The organism is Priestia sp. VA7 (genome assembly GCF_055710015.1).
Genome location: NZ_JBVQPN010000002.1, coordinates 102761 through 121365, shown reverse-complemented (window position 1 = coordinate 121365; position 18605 = coordinate 102761). Strand labels below are relative to the sequence as shown.

Genomic DNA, 18605 nt, shown 5'->3' with positions numbered 1-18605 from the left:
TTATTAACCAAATATTCCACTAAGAGGTAGATATTCATAAGTAGATGCGTTACACTACGTTATGTAATATATTACCATATTTTAGGAGGTTCCATTATTGAACGCCAAGCTTATTCATGAAAATGAAAAGATTTTTTTCATTCTGTGTATGGTTATTAGCTTATTAACCTATTTCTTTTTAATTATTTCACTCGTTGATATTATTTATCTTATAATCGGTTTTTTAATTACATTTATACTCCACGGTTTCTCTATTGCTCAAATTCGCAATAATGGAGTTAGATTGACAGAGAAGCAGTTCCCGCACACTTATCATCAGGCAAAACATCTATCTTCAGAGCTGGATTTAGAGCTGCCCGATATTTATATTGTTCAATCAGGCGGCTTGTTAAACGCGTTTGCTACACGTTTTTTTGGACGTCACTTTGTTGTTTTATATTCCGACATTGTTGAAATGATTGAAGATAATCAAGAAAAAGAACTTTCTTTTATTATTGCCCACGAATTAGTTCATATCAAACGTAAGCATACACTCTACCACTCACTTATTCTACCTGCTCTTTGGGTTCCTTTTTTAGGAAAAGCTTACTCTAGGGCCTGTGAATATACGTGTGATCGCATAGCTTCCGTTGCGATTGGTGATGCAAAAGCTGCCACTCAAGCACTCACTATACTTGCGGTTGGCCATTGTCTAAATAAAAAAGTAAATCAGAAGGAATTTGTTCATACGCACTCACAGGAAAAAGGTTTTTTTATGTGGTTGACTCAAGCTACTTCAACTCATCCCCCTCTCGCTCATCGTATTAAAGAAATTAATTACTTAGCACAGCATCCGGAACTGTTTGATCTTGATTCTACCGCATTTCAAACAAATGAAATTGCATAAATAGAAAAAAGCCCTGACACGTCAGGGCTTTATATAAAAACATTAAATTATTTTTTCTCATTTAGCATTTTAGCGATGGTCGCAAAATCAATGGATTGATTATTGTTTGCAATCGCCTTAACAATTTGTTCTTCTTTTTGTTTTGAAATTGGCTTATTCGCAATTTGTGCTACTCGCTTCACAATATTACGCACCGTTTGCTCATCTTTAAAATTAGCATTTTGTACAGAATTCGCAAGTTCAAAAATATCCTTCATATTAACGCCTGTTTTCTTTTCTATATTTTTAAACATATTATTATCCATTTTGCATGACCTCCTTTATTTATACTTCATCGTATGCACCATGTGCCTAGATGGTGCCCTTTACATTTAATAAAAAAATAAAGTGCGAGTGAAACTTCACCCGCACTTTTCGGTGCCTTATTCATAGAAGGGATTAATTGTAAAAACAAACACAACCAACAATAATTAATAGAATGAATAATACAACGATTAACGCAAAACCACCGCCGTAGCCACCACCGTAACCACAACCACCGTAGCCAAATCCGCAGCCCATAATATTACACCCCCTCTGTTTTACTCTCTATACTGTATGTTCACTCAAATGATTTTGTATGGGCTTTTCAACTGTGTACATTAAATTTCATTGTCCAAACGGATCTTCAGCATCTTGCTCATCAAGTCTTTTTACATTTTGCTGCAGTTTCCTCTCTTGCTGTTCCATCTGCTTTTCTTCTTTTTCTACTTCTTTCATTCTCTTTCGATGTTCTCCCATCATATGCTGTTCAAAAAAACGTTCAAATTCATCGAAAAAATCCGGCATATCTACACCTCTCTCCACTCTATGTAAAAAAGCATTGTCGGAGTGACAATGCTTCTATTGCTTATCGCTTTGGTAACTTTGAACCACAGCCGCAACCACCTTGTTTTGGAGAAGGGTACTGGACTGGCTTAGGAGTAGACTGACCTTCCTTCACTGATTGTTTTGTAATGGGTTGTGGATGATAAGGCAGTGGCTGAGGATATTGATTAGGATTATAATGATAATACATCATGTTTCCCTCCTTTTCACAGCATCCTATCTATAACATTATATTCAGGACTAAAGAAAGACGTTCTATCTTATTTGTCCATTTTGCGCTGCATGGACAAAAATAAATCCGTGCTGCTTTTGGGTTTCCTTGTTCTTGGTGCTTCCACCCTTTCTTGCTCTGTTACTTCTCCCAGCCTGCTCTGTAGCTCCTGAATCGTTTCTCGTGCATGATCATCGTACTGCACAATAGACTGTTCATTTTTTGATTTTTGTTCATTGACACATGCCTTAAGCCAATCTATTTTTTCTTGCAGCTTTCTTTTTTCTTGTTCATGCTTTTCCTTTAATTCAGCTAACTCTTCTTTCATATCTTCATATTCAAATTCTTGGTGCTTGAACTTTTGATATTCTTCCTTATAAAAAGCCAGCTCTGACTTTAATGAAGAGATCTTTTGTTTCACTTTTTCCTCACTCATACTGCTCACTCCTTCATTATAAACAATGCACAAACCTCTGAAAATCAATTAAAGATGAATAACACTTTTTACTAACATGAATATGCTGTAATTGAGTTTATTATTTCCTTCATTTTTTATGCTCGCTTCATCCAGAAATTATTGCTATAAATTCCGCTTTTACTAAGGAACATAAAAGTAAGTCATTCATACACTATAGTAGTCCGATACCTAGTAACGAACAGCGTAAAGGAAGGACAATTACAATTAGGAGGTTTAAAAATGGGAGAACATTTTGAAGCATTGTGTATCCGCGTACCTAAAGTGTACGATTGGGTCAGACGTCAAGTGGTTTTGCCACAAATCTTTACTAATGACGCTTCACTATTTGATGAAGAGGCGCTTGAAGATTTAGGCCATGATGTAGAAGTAGAAGTTATTTTAACTGATAGTAAAGGACACTCGGTAGACGTTTCTGATGAAGAGGCGCTCGATCATGTAATTGAGCTTGTACCACAAGGTGGTCGCAAACCTAAGAAGGTCGTTTTACCAGACGGAGAAATTGTTATTCTTCATGAAGTAAAATTATCAATTAGCGGTTTTTATAAAATTAGGTTAATTAATTTAGGTGGACATCATAAATACAGCGATGTCGAATCTAGTGTTATTCCTTGGAAAATTCATCAAACATTCTATCTTTGCGCACCTGAAGGAACAGAACCTGTGGTACACCTTGATTCTTTTGAAGGAACTGATGGTTCTATTAGATTATCAGACATTCACTTACAGCAGCTAAGCTTCGATCTTGTGTTAGGTCTAAGTGTGCAAATTGAAAAAGATGTTAAGATTGAAGTAGAAGGAAGCTTCTGTTATCCTCGCCCCGAAGTTATTTCTACAAGCGGTTTCTCACCGATTGAATATCCACCTCAGTGTGAAGCTATCTTCCCTGGAAGACCTTATCGTGATTCTGATGAAAGTGACTTCGAAAGTGACTTTGAAAGTGACTTTGATTAACTGGATAACCTCAGAGGAGAATATTTCTCCTCTTTTTTCATCGTTTACAAGCTTTGTGCATACATATAAATAAAACTGCTGTGAGCAGCCCTAGTTTACAAAGCTGGTTCATAGCTCAGCAGGAAAGGAGACTACTAGATGAGTCGTAACTCCCCTTCCCCTAAAGATGATTTAACTCAATTAAAACAAAAGCTCATTCACTATAAATCGGAAATCCGGAACGTACAAAACCAATTAAAAAGCTATGAACGAGCTTTAGAACGAGAAAAAGAAAATACATCGTTTTGGAAGAAAAAACACGCTGAGACGCTTTCTACATCTGAAAAAGAAGTAGAAATTGAAGGATTAGAAAAAGAGCTGGATTTACTGAGAAATGAGCTTTCTGAACAAAAAATTATTGCAGAAGCATTTCGGGAAAAAGCCTCGAGAAAACAGCCGGTTATTGAAGAAAAGATCGTGGAAAAAGTGATCGAAAAAATTGTAGAAAAACCCGTGGAAAGGTTTGAAAAGAGTGATATCCTCTGTTTCTTTCAACATTCTATACTGCTGCCAGAACAACATGAAAGGGAGCTGATGATATTCGGCAATGTAATTATTCAAAATCAAACGAGCAGTACTTTACACTCTCCTGTGCTTTGCTTAAAAATGAAGCCTGCCGCTTCGTCTACATTAAGCGGGAAGATCGTTGATGAAAAAAGCATTGATGCTTCTAGTATTCCATCTTCTTCTTTACAATGGCGTTACGCTCATCCAAAATGGAACGAAAAAATTCAACGTGAGGGTGAGTATTGGATTAAACCTATTAAGCAGACAGTATTAAAGCCAAAAGACAAATTACTATTTGACTCTTTTCAAGTAGTTGTTCCTCTTTCCTCTGATATGCCCTCATTTATTTTAGAAGGCTTTTTCTATAGTGAAGAATGGCAAGAAGGCATTCCTTTGTTAAATAAAGTTGTGCTAAATTTTCCTTAATAACTAAAAGACATATTGATGTTCAATATGTCTTTTAACTCGTCCATTTATTTCATAAAAGATTCTACAATTCCAGCACATCCTGCAATAGCTAAGATTGTAATGATAGGAATAGCAATGTGGGGAACCGCTACATAACTAAAATAAATCCCTACCGCACACCATATGCCCGTGCACCAATAACAGCTGAGCAGTTCTCCAATCCATCTTCGTAGTCCTTTTCCTTTTATTTCCAAGTATGTTATCCTATTTCCTTCTTCATCTTGATCTTCTACAATTTTGTGAAACGGTTTACGAATAAAAGCCGTAATTTTATCAAAAACGATTAGGCGAGTGAGCCGAAACGTCGCAAAGACAAATAACGTTAGATAAATCCATGTCATCTTCATTCCTCCGTGCATTCCCAAGCTTATGAAAATAAAAGCTAACGTGCTTTTTCACTGTTAGCTTTTAGGCTTACTTAAATTTTAATGATAGATATGGTCTGAATATCATTAAATGTTAATACTTTCTTCTCTTTATTAGGAGGGATGCTTACGTATAAATTTCCTTCTTTGAGTTCTAAAATTGTTCCTATATATTTTTGGTTTTGACATAAGATTTCACAAATAGGTTGAGACATATGAGCCGGAAAGCTGCATAGAAATTCAATTTTTTCTTTGATCGTCATAGACTGAAACATTTTATTTGGCTTTTTAGTCTCTGATTGCGGTATATTCACAGGAATAATTGAATGTTCTACAACTTTTTCCTGCTTAATTTCTTGCCTAATTTCTACATCTTTTTCCCGCTTAATTTCTTGCTTAATTCCTACATCTTTTTCCCGCTTAATTTCTTGCTTAATTCCTACATCTTTTTCCTGCTTAATTTCTTGCTTAATTCCTACATCTTTTTCCTGCTTAATTTCTTCTACTTTTTCTACCTCAGGCTCGTTAACTTCTTGAATAGAAGAAAAGCTGGGCTCTTCTTTTAACACATACTCTTTCTTTATTTCTTTATTGTCTTGCTGTTTTGAACTGAAATAATATTGCATAGAACGCTGGTTTTGCGTAGCGTTTGGCTGGATAATGTACATTAGCGGCTCGTTTTCTTCTGACTTAGATTTTGAGTTAGTCATGAAGCATACCTCCAATTGCTTGTTATCGTTCTTTTAAAAATGTATGCTTGAACACGGAAAAACTTGTTTATTTTTTTGCGGTAGCCTTTTTAACACCAAAAGCAGGGCTGTACCTTCATTTTCAAAATTTGTTAAAAAAACAATAAAAGAGGTTGAGACATAACGAAATTAATTCAATCTAAAGACGCATAAATGGGATACATGAGCTTAACCGCTTGTTACACCGCAGTTGATTTCCGTGCAAGACTTCGCTTTCCGCGGGATTCTTCGTCTTCCCCTCCAATCAACTGCTAGAGAGAGCTAAACAGATGAAACTAATTTTCAAGACAACAAAAAAACGAACCACTAATCAAATATTTTGATCAATGGTTCGTTTTTCACTTCAGCTAAAATAATTTTGTCCCAGCCTCTTTCTCTCATTCAATAACATAGAAAACTAAACCTACCTAGATACCTTTATCTAATTTTATACTCAAGAAGCATACGCAATTCATTCACATACGAACGAGACCCCGTTACAATCAAACGATCATCAAATTCAAGCTCTGTATCGCCATGAGGTACAATGGAATCTTTGCCTCTAAAGATTCGAACAAAAATCACATCTCCTGTAAATGGGAACTTACGAAGCTCTACCCCCTCGTATTTAGGGTTACGCATATTAATTTGATAAAGTGCTGTTTCTTGATTCGTTAAGATATTTAAAATATTTGGCGATTCGATTAAAGCTTTTAGCAATGCAGTCGTAGATAACAGCACAGAAAAAACTTCAATGTTATTTTCTTTCATCTTTTCATCTAATCCAGGACTTTCTACGCGGGCAATAACCCGTTCTGTACCATATTTTTTTGCAAATAGAGCAATGTCGCTATTTCTTTCTTCTTCCCCTGTTGTTACGACTAATACATCCGCATCTAAAATCCCCATACGCATTAAAGTTTCCTTACTATATCCATCGATGTCCACGATATTAAAAATGGAATCCGACGTACGGTTTTCAATTTTGTCCTGAGTAGGATGATAAATCGTAACATCATATAAATCAAGATCCATTTCTCGAATAACCGGGAGTGTAAATTGATTTGCACCGAGCATATTAACCTTCAGCTTTCTGTCACTGATTTCTGGCTTTGGAAACAGCTTTCTAAAGATAATAGGTGTAATAATACATGTAATAATCGCCACCAAAATCAGCGCACCGGACATTTGTGAATCAATAACACCAATATTTTCACCAACCGTTGCTGCCGCAATAACGAGTGATAAAGTCGATGTTAAAAGAAAACCCGATGCCAAAACGGTTTTCATATCATACCATTTTCTTAAGATTAACACTGGGACTAGCTTGGATATCAACAATGCAATGAATAATAAAGGCATTAATATCAGCACTTTTTTATCACTGAACAATGACCAAACATCAAGCTTCACTCCTACCATCACAAAAAAGATAGGAATTAAAAATCCATAGCCAAACGAATCTAATTTATGAACTAAGTTTTTGTTAGGAGCTAGAAGAGAAACAAGTGATCCCGCTAAAAACGCACCTAAAATGTTTTCAACACCAATTGACTCCGAAAGGCCCACCAGAATGATAATGAGTGCAAATACGGCGCGCGTGTCGATTTGAATTGTACCTTTAGACATTGTTTCAAGAAACGATCGGTTTTTAAACTGCTTCCCTATGAAGTATAAAATCACTCCTACTCCAAATAAAATTAAAATCAACCACGTATTGCTATTTCCTGATTTATCATAGACGGAAGCAAATACGGCTAGTAAAATCATCGTGACTAAGTCCGCAATAACCGCAATCAATAAAATGGTTTGTCCAATCGGCTTTTTCATAATCTGTGCATCTTTTAATGTCGGCACTACTACTCCTAGTGAAATGGTAGAAATAATAAGCGTCATCAAAAAGGCATTATCAATAAAACCTGTCCATACAAAAACATAGGACAAAAATAGTGAAACGGCAAAGATAGCTGCAAACACTAGTATAGAAATGGAAAAAGCATTTGGCACCTTCGCTCCTGAAGCCTTTTTGTCTTTTGAATTTCCTCCAGCAAAAGCAGAAAAATCAATTTCTAAACCACTTAAAAACATCAAAAAGATAAAGCCTAGAGTGGAAAGTGTTTCAAGCCACATATCCTGCTCCACAAGGTCAAAACCACTTTTCCCTATAATTAATCCCATAATAATTTCAGCTACGACTACAGGTATAATGTTAAGTTTAAACCGATGCAACAGTATAGGCGTTAAAAAGGCCAAACTAATGACGATAACAAGTGATGTAAAGGACGCGTGCTGTTCCATTAGATCCCCCTCCTTTTACCTTCGCTATTTATAAAACGAAGACGTTAGTATTCAAAATTAAAGGTTAATCATAAAAGCTTGAAGGTTCTCTGTCAACTATATGAACTAATACTGAAAATCCGACATGATTACTCATGCCGAATTCTAACGTCCCTTCATTATTTTAAATAACTCATAAATGTTGTCGCTAGACCGAAGTAAATTAAAATACTGATAAGATCATTGATCGTTGTAATAAATGGTCCTGATGCGACTGCAGGGTCAATTTTGAACCTGTGCATGAGAAGCGGGATAAACGCTCCTGCAAGTGTAGCCACAATCAATGTTGAAAATACAGAGACGCCTACCAAAGCGCCTAAAATAAGATCCCCTTGCCAAATATAAACAATTAATACAACTAAAAGTCCACATGATGCGCCCGTAATCATTCCGGTAGCTGCTTCTCTGATTAACAGCTTAAATTTGCTTTCTTCTTCGATTTCTCCCGTCGCTAGTCCGCGAACCGCAACGGCTAGTGCCTGTGTTCCTGTATTACCAGCCATACCGCCAATCAAAGGTATAAATACAGCTAAAATAGCTACTTGATTCAACGTATCTTCAAAACGTCCAATTAAACTCGCTGTCATCATTCCTAAAAACAGCAAAATGATAAGCCAAGGCAGCCTCTTTTTGGCCGCTACTAAAGGATTGTGGTCAATCGTATCATCTACATCACTAATACCGGCTAATTTAGAATAGTCATCCGATGCCTCTTCATCAAGAACATCCATCACATCATCAACCGTAATAATCCCGAGAAGATGCTGCTGAAAATCAACAACTGGAAGCGCAAGAAAGTTGTAATCGCGCATAATACGCGCAACTTCTTCTTGGTCTTCCGCTACTGATACGGATACGACTCGTTCATTCATAACTTCGCTTATCATCGTATCTTCATCTGCTATAATTAAATCACGAAGAGAAATAACACCTGCTAGATGCTTTTGTTCATCAATAACAAATACATAATAAATTGTTTCCGCTTCTGGAGCTTCCCTGCGTAGAATGTGCATGGCTGAATGTACGGTTTGATTTTCACGAATGGCCACAAATTCAGTCGTCATAATACTTCCAGCGGTATATTCCTCGTAATGAAGCAGCTCTTTAATTTCATCGGCTGCTTCTTCATCCATAATCGTTAAATAGCTCGCCACTTGTTCTTTATCCAATTCATTTAATACGTCAACGGCATCATCCGCCGACATTTTCGACAGCATGTCTGCTGCAAAATTGGGATGCATCTCTGAGAGAATTTCTTGATAATCTTCTTCTCGTATCTCTACATTTTCAAAGATATCCGCCATTTCTTCCGGAGATAACATCTCGTACAGCGCAAATCTAGAAGGCTCATCTAATTCTTCAAAAAATTGAGCTTGGTCATACGTATGCATATGTAAAAATTCTTCACGAAATGCATCGATTTCATTTTTTTCTAAAAGTGATAATAAATGTTCGGCGAACCATGCCTTTTCTTCTTTTTCAATTGAATCTGTCATGTCTTCAACCTCCCTGTCGCACAAAACTCATTTAACTTTATGATGAATTTTGTTTTTTTTCAACTCCTAGCTCTTTACTCTTTTCCCAATAATATATAAGTTCTACACATAGTTTGCTCCATATAAGGGTAATTTTATATCGTCAAAGGAAAAACCTTTTAAGGATGTGGATAAAAGATGAAAGTAGATATAATAGGCGATATCCATGGGTGCTATGATGAATTAAAAGCGTTAACAGAAAAACTTGGGTATGAGTGGCAAGACGGGATTCCTGTCCACTGTGACGGACGGCGCCTTGGATTTGTAGGTGATTTAACAGACCGAGGACCTCATTCACTAAAAGTGATTGAGCTCGTATGGTCACTTGTAATAAAGCATCAGCAAGCTTACTACTGTCCAGGCAATCACTGCAATAAGCTATATCGCTTCTTTTGCGGTAACAAAGTGCAAATTACTCATGGATTAGAAACGACCGTTGCCGAGTACGAAGCTTTACCTTCAAGAGAACAGAAATTCATTAAAAAAAAGTTCATTGAGCTTTATGAACAATCACCTCTATATGTGCAGCTTGATCAAAACCAATTAATTATTGCTCACGCCGGTCTTAAAGCTGAATACATCGGCAGAACGGATAAAAAAGTAAAAACCTTTGTGCTATACGGAGACATTACGGGTGAAAAACATCTAAACGGCATGCCTGTCCGACGGGATTGGGCCAAACATTATAACGGAAAACCGTTTATCGTGTATGGGCATACACCCGTAGTACAAGCCAGAAAAATTCATAATACCATTAATATTGATACAGGCGCAGTTTTTGGAGGAGCTTTAACGGCGTTTCAGTATCCTGAAAGGAATATTATATCGGTGCCTTCATCTATGCCTTACGTAGAGGAAAAATTTAATCACTTCGTGTAAAAAGAAAGTCGCTTTTCATTAAAAAAAGCGACTTTCTTTTACGATTTGAAGTTTCTGCATATCTGGCGGCAAAGGTGCTGTAAAAGACAAAGTTTTTTGTAAAAAAGGATGAAAAAAAGTGAGCTCATAGCTGTGAAGAGCTTGACGAGAAATAAGATGATTCGTTCCTCCATATAAGGTATCTCCAAGCAGTGGATATCCTTTATAAGCCATATGAACACGAATTTGGTGAGTTCTCCCCGTCTCAAGCGAAAGAGCAACTTCTGTAAAAGAAGAATACTGACGAAGCGCCGTATAGTGTGTAATAGCAAACTGCCCATCTTCTCTTACTTCCCGTTCGATGATACTTGACTCTTTTCGGCCAATCGGTGCCTCTATCGTTTCTTTGCCAACAAGCTTCCCATGAACAAAAGCTCGGTACACGCGTTTAATTTCATGTTCTTTTTGTGCTTTAGAGAATAAGTAATGAACGTGCCTATGCTTAGCGACAATAAGCAGCCCAGATGTGTCTCGGTCCAACCTATTTACAAGATGAACAGTCGAGTTAATGTTATTTTTCTCATAATAATAGAGCACAGCATTACTTAGTGACCACGTTAGATGTTCTCGAGAAGGTATACTTGGCATGTTTGGCTGCTTATTCAACACTAATATATACTCATCTTCGTATACAATATCCAAAGGTATAGCTTTAGGAAGAAGACTTTCACTTGCTTTTTCTGGTGGAAACGCCACCTTAATTTCGTCACCTTTTTGCAGAATATATCGAACCGTTGCATGCTTTCCATTTACTTCAATTGCTCCTCCTCTGAACTTAATGTCCGTCAGAGAAGCTTTGGAAATATCATGTTCTTTTAAAAATTCACGAACCGCTACACCCTCGAAAGAATGATCTACGGTCCAACTCAACGTAAAAACTTGTTTCATTCTCTTCCCTGCCTTTAATCATCACATACAAAAGAGTCTCTGACACGCTGCCAGAAAGGAAACGCACGAAAGCGAGCAAATCGAATTTTTTCGCTTGCTACCCGAAATTGAATCGACTTTACATCTTTATGTAAAAGAGTTAAATGATCAATGGTGATTTGAAAGTCTGCGTCGTTGACAGGCTTTAACAGCGCTGTATGATGTCCAGGAAGAACCAATGGAGAACCTATCGTACGGAACACTCGATTGTTAATAGAAGCCATTTCAGCAATTTGAATAGCTTGAAGCGAAGGATGTAAAATCGCGCCTCCAAGGGATTTATTGTAAGCTGTACTTCCCGAGGGAGTGGATACGCAAAGGCCGTCTCCTCGGAATGTCTCAAATCGCTGCCCTTTAATTTCCACATCCATTACTAAAGAACCTTCTACACTTTTTACCGTACATTCATTCAGAGCTAAGTATCGAGCTTCGCGTCCACCGTTGGTGTAGCGAATAATCACTTCAAGCAGTGGATACTCTACAGTCTGATAGGGTGTCTTTGCAATAGCAATCACCAGCTTCTCAATCTCATCAGGTGTCCAATCTGCGTAAAAGCCTAAATGGCCGGTATGAACCCCAATAAAAGCTGTCTTGTCAAGTCGGTTTCGATAGCGGTGAAACGCGTAGAGAAGCGTTCCATCCCCTCCTACTGACACTACAATATCAGGCTGGTTTTCATCATATTCTAAATGAAAATCTAATAAATACGTTTTCATTTTTTGCATAAGCGTATTTGATATTTGGTTGCCTTTTGATGTAATAGCAAATTTTATTTTCTCCACCTAATTCTCTCCCCCTATCCATCCAATGTACAAAGCTGTTGCTGAGTCATACCTAAGATTCTTCCGCCGATTCTTTTTTTCGTGAGAAAATAGCCTGAGCTTCTTGAATCTCACCTCGTATTTGAGACATTTCTTCATCGAGCTGAGTAGCTGCTTCAGAAGCACGCTGAAGTCGCTTTTTGATGTTCTCAGGAAATTTCCCGCTGTACTTATAATTTAAAGAATGCTCAATTGTAGCCCAAAAATTCATAGCCAGTGTACGAATTTGAATTTCCACTAAAATTTTCTTTTCACCTTTAATTGTTTGAACAGGATAACATACGACCACATGATATGAACGATAGCCGCTTTCTTTTTTATGAAGAATATAATCTCTTTCTTCAATCAATTCAAAGTCTGTTCGCTGACGAAGAAGCTCTACGACCGCCTTAATATCGTCCGTAAATTGACACATCATACGGAGTCCCGCAATGTCCTGCATCTCTTCCTCTAAGCGATCGAGAGAAATTCCTTTTCGAGTCGCTTTATCCAAAATACTGGCGATAGGCTTTACTCGTCCCGTAACGAATTCAATAGGTGAATGCGTAGATTTCATATCATATTGTGAACGAATTCCTTTTAATTTCACCTTAAGTTCTTCAACGGCTTGTTTATACGGTGCTAAAAATAAATCCCAATGCCTGATCATTAATAACACCCCCCTTTTTTCTCTCTATTACTTATTTTCTTTATCTAAAAAAACTTCCTCTACCCTTGCTACCATCTCGTCTCCATAATTCACATTTCCTTCGATGTTACTGATGAGATAAGATAGCTCTTCTTTAACGGCTGATAGCTCAATTATTTTCTTATTAATTTCTAAAAATACTTTCATATCTTTATGTAAGACGTGCTTTAAATTTGCCCAAATATTATCACTAAGGCCAACATACATAAATTGATCATTAATATCTACAACATATACAAATGACATGTTATCTGAGTCAACAAGCATTTGTTTTGTATCTTCCAATTGTTCAATTTCCGTCTCAATAGGGTCTGCTTTTAAATGTAATTCATTTGATTTCATCACACAGGTAGTGATGTCAATTCGATTGTGCATAAATAAACTCCTTCCAACTATACAATTCGTTACTATTTTAACACATTCCAGGAACGTTTAATAAAGGTAAAACCTAAACAATCCGTATTTCTTCATTTTCCAAGTTCTCCATATGGATATTCCTGTTAGGAAATGTAGTTTGACTGTCTCAAAAAGTGTGATAAATTAAGATGGAAAGTGCCTTACCAAAAGACCTAAATTAAAAGGATGATTTCATTGAAACAAGAAATTGAAATTGAATTTAAAAATATAGTAACGAAAGAAGAGTTCGATCGTCTCCGCTCACACTTTCAACTAACTGAAGATCAGTTTGTCTCTCAAGAAAACCACTATTTTGATACACCTGCTTTCTCATTAAAAGACTGCGGGGCTGCCCTGCGAATTCGAAGCAAAAAAGATAAGTCCGTTCTCACGCTCAAACAGCCTCATCAAGAGGGTCTTTTAGAAACACATGAAGCATTAACAAATGAACAAGCTAAAGAATTGCGAAATGGCAGCGCCAAGATTCCGTCAACAATTCAACAGCTTATTACTGATTTACAAGTCGATAGCCATGCGCTAACTTATTTTGGCACTTTGTGTACAAGTCGAGCAGAAATTCCATATAAAAACGGGTTACTTGTACTCGATCATAGCTTTTATCTAGGTGCTGAAGATTATGAACTTGAATACGAAGTAACCGATGCCAATGAAGGAGCAAAATATTTTGAGCAATTGCTTACGGAGCTTGATATTAAAAAGAAACCAACGGAAAACAAAATTCGACGGTTTTACAAGCGAAAGTATACGTTAATAGATGGAGAATAAATTCATGAGCATAAATATTAACAATTACATGTCTTCCGTTCAATTTCCTGGAACTCAGCCATTTTCAGTTAACAACCAGATGCCAACAGCTAACGTGATGCTTGGTACAACTTTACTCTCTGTATTTGCTCAGCTTTTTCAAGACTACGTCAATCAAGAGCCTCAAATGAGTACCAATCTTTACTTGAAGGCAGCGCAGATGTTTCCATCTACGGCGGTTCAAATGCAGTCCAAGCCATCTGTTTCTTCCTCAGGTAAGGCAGCGGCTTCAAATTCTGCCTTACCTGCACAAAAAAATGAAACGGCAAAGGCCAGTTCTCAGGATGTACAAACGATAATTACAGAAGCAGCTGCACGCTACCAGCTGGATCCTAAACTTATTCGTTCTGTTATTAAACAAGAATCAAACTTTAATCCATCTGCCAAAAGTTCTGTAGGAGCGGCTGGGCTTATGCAGCTAATGCCAGCAACTGCTAAAGCTCTTGGTGTAGAAGATCCGTATGACTCCAAGCAAAATGTATTTGGAGGAGCCAAATATCTTCGACAAATGTTAGATAAATACAACGGAAACGTGAAATTAGCATTGGCGGCCTATAATGCTGGACCAGGTAATGTTGATAAATACGGCGGAGTCCCCCCTTTTCAAGAAACGCAAAAATATGTAAACAAAATTATGTCTTCTTATCTTGTGTAAATGAGCCAAATCATTCACCACTCGAACATAGAATGGCTGTAGTTTGTCGAGGTTACACTATATAAATAGAAGGAAACGTTTGTGAAAGTATTCCTTTGTTTCTCATGATTAGTGATTCGCCACAGCATCATAGACTTTTCTTATGTAAAATTCCACTTTATCTCTTTTCCAGTAGAAGAAGTAAGCGGATAGTTTGAGTTAACGAAATGACACTGCTAAAATTAAGGAAAGTAAAAAACACCAAAGAGTTAAGACGTATATTTCTTATAACAAAGGAGTTATCAACATGAGAGAAAAAATCCACTCCCCTTACGAATTATTAGGCGGTGAACATACGATTTCAAAACTTGTTGATGCTTTTTATACACGCGTTGGAAAACATCCTGAGCTCGCGCCAATTTTTCCTGATGATTTAACAGAAACAGCACGAAAGCAAAAGCAATTTCTGACACAATATTTAGGAGGACCTTCGTTATACACTGAAGAGCATGGTCACCCTATGCTGAGAGCTAGGCATCTTCCTTTTGAAATTACACCGTCAAGAGCCAAAGCCTGGCTGACGTGTATGCATGAAGCAATGGACGAAATTAATTTAGAAGGTCCTGAGAGAGATGAACTTTATCATCGTCTTATTTTAACTGCCCAACACATGATTAATTCACCGGAACAGACAGATGAGAAAGGATTTTCACATTGAGTAATCTAAATAGCCAATTCCCATCCTTGCATCAGCTTTGTCAAGGTTCAAATAAAAAACCGCTTGAAATCTATGTATTTGTTGACCCTCTTTGCCCGGAATGCTGGGCACTCGAGCCTATTCTAAAGAAGTTACAAATAGAATATGGTCAGCTGTTATCCCTCAAGCATGTGCTTGGCGGAAACTTACAGCAATTAAATATTGGAGCACAGCAGAAATTTGAACATATTGCAAAATCGTGGGAGAAAACTGGAAGCCGCTCCGGTATGTCATGTGACGGCAATCTGTGGCTTGAAAACCCAATCGATACTCCTTACGCTGCATCAATTGCGATTAAAGCGGCCGGTCTGCAAGGAAAGAAACAGGGCATTCGCTTTTTGAGAAGACTTCAAGAAGTAGTATTTTTAGAAAAACAAAATGTTACAGAAGAATCTGTCTTAATACAATGTGCAAAACATGTGGGGCTAGATGTTGATGAATTTGTAAAAGATTTGCATTCAGATTATGCTGCGAAGGCTTTTCAATGTGATTTAAAAATCACGTCGGAAATGGATGTCGATGAGATTCCAACTCTTGTGTTCTTCAACGAAAAAGTTGAAGAAGAAGGCATTAAGATATCAGGATACTATTCGTACGAAACATATGTACACATCATTAAAGAGATGTTAGAAATTGACCCAGATCCAGCTTGTCTTCCGCCTCTTCGTTCATTTTTAAGCTATTTTCAATTTGTTGCTTCAAAAGAAGTTGCAGTTGTGTATGGTTTATCATTAGAAGAGGCTGAAAAGGAATTGAAAAAACTTCAGCTTCAGCAAGTGGTTGAGAGAGTTCCTGTCAAATACGGCACCTTTTGGAGAAGTACTGAAAAGAGCTGCTAATCATTAAATGTTGATGCTTATCCTAAGCATCAACTAAACAAAAAAGACTTGGCTTTCGCCAAGTCTTTTCGTTTGTCTTAAGACAACAAGGGGATGGGAGAAATTTTTCACGGTCAAACAAAGGGGTATATGTTTGTTTTGTGATAAACTTCACGATTAATACTATAGCAAATTATGTCGACTTTTGGCAACCCCTTTTTTCAATTTTATTCACTTTTTTATAAAAAAACTTCATAAACAGCCAGATTCACTCATATAGTACAACCAATTATGCTTTTAATAGAGGTGTTAACTATGAAAATTGCTGGAATTACTCTAGGGGTTGTTATTCTTTTGGTTTCTTTTTTATTCTATATTTTATCTCTTATGCAACTTGTCCCTCTCATTATCGCAGGCCCTCTCTTATTTTTAGCTATCCTTATTATTTTTACATTGCTTAACAATCACAACAAGTTTCGAGGATTTAAAAAATGAAGCAGGATACAGCTCCTGCTTCATTTTAATTTTATTGATTTAATAAACGTTCCATTTCCGTTAATTTCTCTTCAAATACGGCTAGCGCTTCTTCAATAGGCTGAGATGTTGTCATGTCTACTCCTGCTTTTTTCAACACTTCAATTGGATAATCAGAGCTTCCTGACTTTAAGAAACCTACATAGCGCTCAACAGCTGCATTTCCTTCTTCAAGGATTTGCTTGCTTAATGCCGCTGCTGCACTGAACCCTGTAGCATATTGATAAACGTAGTAATTGTAGTAGAAATGCGGAATACGAGCCCATTCTAATCCAATCTCTTCATCAATCACTAAGTTGTCTCCAAAATACTTTTTATTTAAGTCATAATATAATTTTGTTAATAATTCAGGTGTAAGCGGCTCTCCGTTTTGAGCACGCACGTGCACATCGTGCTCAAATTCAGCAAACATTGTTTGACGGAATACCGTACCGCGGAATCCTTCTAGATAATGGTTAAGCAAGTACAAGCGCTGCTTTTCATCATCAATCGTTTTTAGTAAATAATCGTTTAGAAGCGCTTCATTACACGTTGAAGCTACTTCTGCCACAAAGATTGAATAATCTCCGTAAGGATATGGCTGCGTTTTTCTTGTGTAATAACTGTGTACAGAATGGCCAAATTCATGGGCTAGTGTAAACAAGTTATTTACATTATCCTGCCAGTTCATTAAGATATAAGGATTGGTGCCATACGTTCCTGAAGAATAAGCACCGCTTCGCTTGCCTTTGTTCTCATGAACGTCTACCCAACGGTTTTCAAATCCTTCTTTTAACACGTTAAGGTAGTCTTCACCTAGTGGTTTCAGGCCTTTTAAAATATAATCTTTTGCTTCTTCATAGGTTACTTCCATTTTTACGTCTTTTACTAAAGGCGTATAGAGATCATACATATGAAGCTCTTCAATTCCCAATACTTTCTTACGTAAATCAATATATCGATGCAATAAATGCAAATTATCGTTCACTGTTTTAACTAAGTTATCGTATACTTCTTCTGGGATGTTATTTGTGCTAAGAGCTGAGTGACGAGCTGAATTATAGTGACGAACGCGGGCGCTAAAATTATCTTTCTTCACCGTGCCGCTTAACGTACTTGCAAACGTATTTTTAAATTTACCGTACGTTTCGTACACCGCTTTAAACGCTTCTTCTCGTACGCGGCGATCGCTGCTTTCTAGGAAACGAATATAGCGCCCGTGCGTAATTTCTACTTCTTCTCCATTTTCATCTTTAATGGAAGGGAATTCTAAATCTGCGTTGTTTAGCATTCCAAACGTGTTGCTTGAAGATCCTAGCACTTCAGAAGCCTGAGCAAGAAGCGCTTCTTCGCTTTCTGATAAAATGTGCGGACGCTCGCGAGTAATTTCATCTAATGCATGAGCATATAACTTTAGCTCTTTATGTTCCGCCATGTATTGTTTAATTTTTGATTCTTCAATAGACAAAATTTCTGGTGTTACATACGATAGTGCACTTGCAATTTGGGTATAAAGTGTTTTGATTCGATCATTTAACCCTTGATAAAAAGAGTTAGTGGTATCTTGATCGTAGCGCATATGAGCATATGTATAAAGTTTACTAACGCGCATTGTGAGCTCGTCTTGCTCTTGAAGAGCGTCGTATAAAGTTTGAGCGGACTCTCCAAGTTTCCCTTTGAATTTTTCCATTTGCGGAATAAGAGCTTTTACTTCTTCAAATTCTTTTTCCCATGCGTCATCTGAAGCAAAAATATCCTCTAGTTTCCACGTATCTTCTACTTTTATCTCGCTTCTACTTGGTAACTTTTTTACTTTTGATTGTTCACTCATGGTCATCCCTCCATCTTTTTCTACCTGTCTATAACTGTTCGCTTTTTCTAAGGCGAATCCTTTTTATTTCTCTCGTTATTGTATGTTGTTTTAAAAGAATTAATC

22 protein-coding genes are annotated in these 18605 nt (G+C 37.1%); 8 read left to right on the top strand and 14 right to left on the bottom strand.

What is annotated here, in order from left to right:
* Positions 1 to 97 precede the first annotated feature (97 nt).
* Positions 98 to 886 (top strand): M48 family metallopeptidase, encoded by a 789-nt coding sequence (locus AC0C45_RS07230; protein ID WP_233335013.1) that lies wholly within the window; start codon positions 98 to 100, stop codon positions 884 to 886.
* Between the two features lie 47 nt (positions 887 to 933).
* Here the strand turns inward: AC0C45_RS07230 and spoVIF are convergent, their stop codons facing one another.
* The 5 genes from spoVIF to AC0C45_RS07205 form a co-directional block, all read right to left on the bottom strand.
* Entirely contained in the window at positions 934 to 1191 is a 258-nt protein-coding gene (gene spoVIF, locus AC0C45_RS07225; RefSeq protein ID WP_013055449.1) for a sporulation-specific transcription regulator SpoVIF, read from the bottom strand.
* Positions 1192 to 1324: 133 nt separating this feature from the next.
* Positions 1325 to 1447: a YjcZ family sporulation protein gene (locus AC0C45_RS07220; protein ID WP_013055448.1), complete on the bottom strand. Its 123-nt coding sequence runs from the start codon at positions 1445 to 1447 to the stop codon at positions 1325 to 1327.
* 87 nt (positions 1448 to 1534) lie between these two features.
* Positions 1535 to 1714, bottom strand: a complete 180-nt coding sequence (locus AC0C45_RS07215) for a hypothetical protein (RefSeq protein WP_028407491.1) — start codon at positions 1712 to 1714, stop codon at positions 1535 to 1537.
* Positions 1715 to 1775: 61 nt separating this feature from the next.
* Positions 1776 to 1946 carry a hypothetical protein gene (locus tag AC0C45_RS07210; protein WP_162837671.1) on the bottom strand — a complete coding sequence of 57 codons (171 nt, stop codon included), beginning with the start codon at positions 1944 to 1946 and terminating at the stop codon, positions 1776 to 1778.
* A gap of 67 nt (positions 1947 to 2013) precedes the next feature.
* Positions 2014 to 2400, bottom strand: coding sequence for a hypothetical protein (locus AC0C45_RS07205; RefSeq protein WP_047930997.1), 387 nt, complete (start codon positions 2398 to 2400; stop codon positions 2014 to 2016).
* 261 nt (positions 2401 to 2661) lie between these two features.
* Between AC0C45_RS07205 and AC0C45_RS07200 the strand changes: the two genes are divergently transcribed.
* Both AC0C45_RS07200 and AC0C45_RS07195 read left to right on the top strand, forming a co-directional pair.
* Positions 2662 to 3393: a BMQ_0737 family morphogenetic spore coat protein gene (locus AC0C45_RS07200; RefSeq protein WP_013081780.1), complete on the top strand. Its 732-nt coding sequence runs from the start codon at positions 2662 to 2664 to the stop codon at positions 3391 to 3393.
* 138 nt (positions 3394 to 3531) lie between these two features.
* Positions 3532 to 4365 (top strand): OmpH family outer membrane protein, encoded by an 834-nt coding sequence (locus AC0C45_RS07195; protein WP_237893460.1) that lies wholly within the window; start codon positions 3532 to 3534, stop codon positions 4363 to 4365.
* A 47-nt stretch (positions 4366 to 4412) separates the two neighbouring features.
* On the opposite strand, the gene AC0C45_RS07190 is transcribed toward AC0C45_RS07195, so the two are convergent.
* The 4 genes from AC0C45_RS07190 to mgtE form a co-directional block, all read right to left on the bottom strand.
* Entirely contained in the window at positions 4413 to 4748 is a 336-nt protein-coding gene (locus AC0C45_RS07190; RefSeq protein WP_016763066.1) for a DUF1360 domain-containing protein, read from the bottom strand.
* Between the two features lie 77 nt (positions 4749 to 4825).
* Positions 4826 to 5482 (bottom strand): CotO family spore coat protein, encoded by a 657-nt coding sequence (locus AC0C45_RS07185; protein ID WP_416434077.1) that lies wholly within the window; start codon positions 5480 to 5482, stop codon positions 4826 to 4828.
* Between the two features lie 456 nt (positions 5483 to 5938).
* Entirely contained in the window at positions 5939 to 7798 is a 1860-nt protein-coding gene (locus AC0C45_RS07180) for a monovalent cation:proton antiporter family protein (protein ID WP_237893458.1), read from the bottom strand.
* Between the two features lie 158 nt (positions 7799 to 7956).
* Positions 7957 to 9333: a magnesium transporter gene (gene mgtE / locus AC0C45_RS07175; protein ID WP_013081775.1), complete on the bottom strand. Its 1377-nt coding sequence runs from the start codon at positions 9331 to 9333 to the stop codon at positions 7957 to 7959.
* A 177-nt stretch (positions 9334 to 9510) separates the two neighbouring features.
* On the opposite strand from mgtE, the gene prpE reads away from it, so the two are divergent.
* On the top strand, positions 9511 to 10251 hold the full coding sequence (prpE, locus tag AC0C45_RS07170; RefSeq protein WP_047931001.1) for a bis(5'-nucleosyl)-tetraphosphatase PrpE: 741 nt from the start codon (positions 9511 to 9513) through the stop codon (positions 10249 to 10251).
* Positions 10252 to 10269: 18 nt separating this feature from the next.
* On the opposite strand, the gene AC0C45_RS07165 is transcribed toward prpE, so the two are convergent.
* The 4 genes from AC0C45_RS07165 to AC0C45_RS07150 all read right to left on the bottom strand — a co-directional run bounded on the left by AC0C45_RS07165 (position 10270) and on the right by AC0C45_RS07150 (position 13101).
* The gene (locus AC0C45_RS07165) at positions 10270 to 11178 is read right to left on the bottom strand and encodes an RluA family pseudouridine synthase (protein ID WP_013081773.1); all 909 of its coding nucleotides are present in this window, start codon (positions 11176 to 11178) and stop codon (positions 10270 to 10272) included.
* 14 nt (positions 11179 to 11192) lie between these two features.
* On the bottom strand, positions 11193 to 11990 hold the full coding sequence (locus AC0C45_RS07160) for an NAD kinase (RefSeq protein WP_025749877.1): 798 nt from the start codon (positions 11988 to 11990) through the stop codon (positions 11193 to 11195).
* 61 nt (positions 11991 to 12051) lie between these two features.
* Positions 12052 to 12687 (bottom strand): GTP diphosphokinase, encoded by a 636-nt coding sequence (gene yjbM / locus AC0C45_RS07155; RefSeq protein ID WP_014461566.1) that lies wholly within the window; start codon positions 12685 to 12687, stop codon positions 12052 to 12054.
* Between the two features lie 27 nt (positions 12688 to 12714).
* Positions 12715 to 13101, bottom strand: coding sequence for a UPF0738 family protein (locus AC0C45_RS07150; protein ID WP_034654361.1), 387 nt, complete (start codon positions 13099 to 13101; stop codon positions 12715 to 12717).
* A 216-nt stretch (positions 13102 to 13317) separates the two neighbouring features.
* Here AC0C45_RS07150 and AC0C45_RS07145 point away from each other — a divergent pair, with 216 nt between their 5' ends.
* The 4 genes from AC0C45_RS07145 (at position 13318) to AC0C45_RS07130 (ending at position 16177) form a co-directional block, all read left to right on the top strand.
* Positions 13318 to 13908, top strand: coding sequence for a CYTH domain-containing protein (locus AC0C45_RS07145; RefSeq protein ID WP_280168840.1), 591 nt, complete (start codon positions 13318 to 13320; stop codon positions 13906 to 13908).
* A 4-nt stretch (positions 13909 to 13912) separates the two neighbouring features.
* Positions 13913 to 14602, top strand: a complete 690-nt coding sequence (locus tag AC0C45_RS07140; RefSeq protein WP_257062662.1) for a lytic transglycosylase domain-containing protein — start codon at positions 13913 to 13915, stop codon at positions 14600 to 14602.
* Between the two features lie 286 nt (positions 14603 to 14888).
* Positions 14889 to 15299 (top strand): globin domain-containing protein, encoded by a 411-nt coding sequence (locus tag AC0C45_RS07135; RefSeq protein WP_013081768.1) that lies wholly within the window; start codon positions 14889 to 14891, stop codon positions 15297 to 15299.
* Positions 15300 to 15325: 26 nt separating this feature from the next.
* Entirely contained in the window at positions 15326 to 16177 is an 852-nt protein-coding gene (locus AC0C45_RS07130) for a ClpXP adapter SpxH family protein (RefSeq protein WP_013081767.1), read from the top strand.
* Between the two features lie 505 nt (positions 16178 to 16682).
* Here AC0C45_RS07130 and pepF read toward each other — a convergent pair.
* Positions 16683 to 18500 carry an oligoendopeptidase F gene (gene pepF, locus AC0C45_RS07125; protein WP_013081766.1) on the bottom strand — a complete coding sequence of 606 codons (1818 nt, stop codon included), beginning with the start codon at positions 18498 to 18500 and terminating at the stop codon, positions 16683 to 16685.
* Positions 18501 to 18605: the final 105 nt, after the last annotated feature.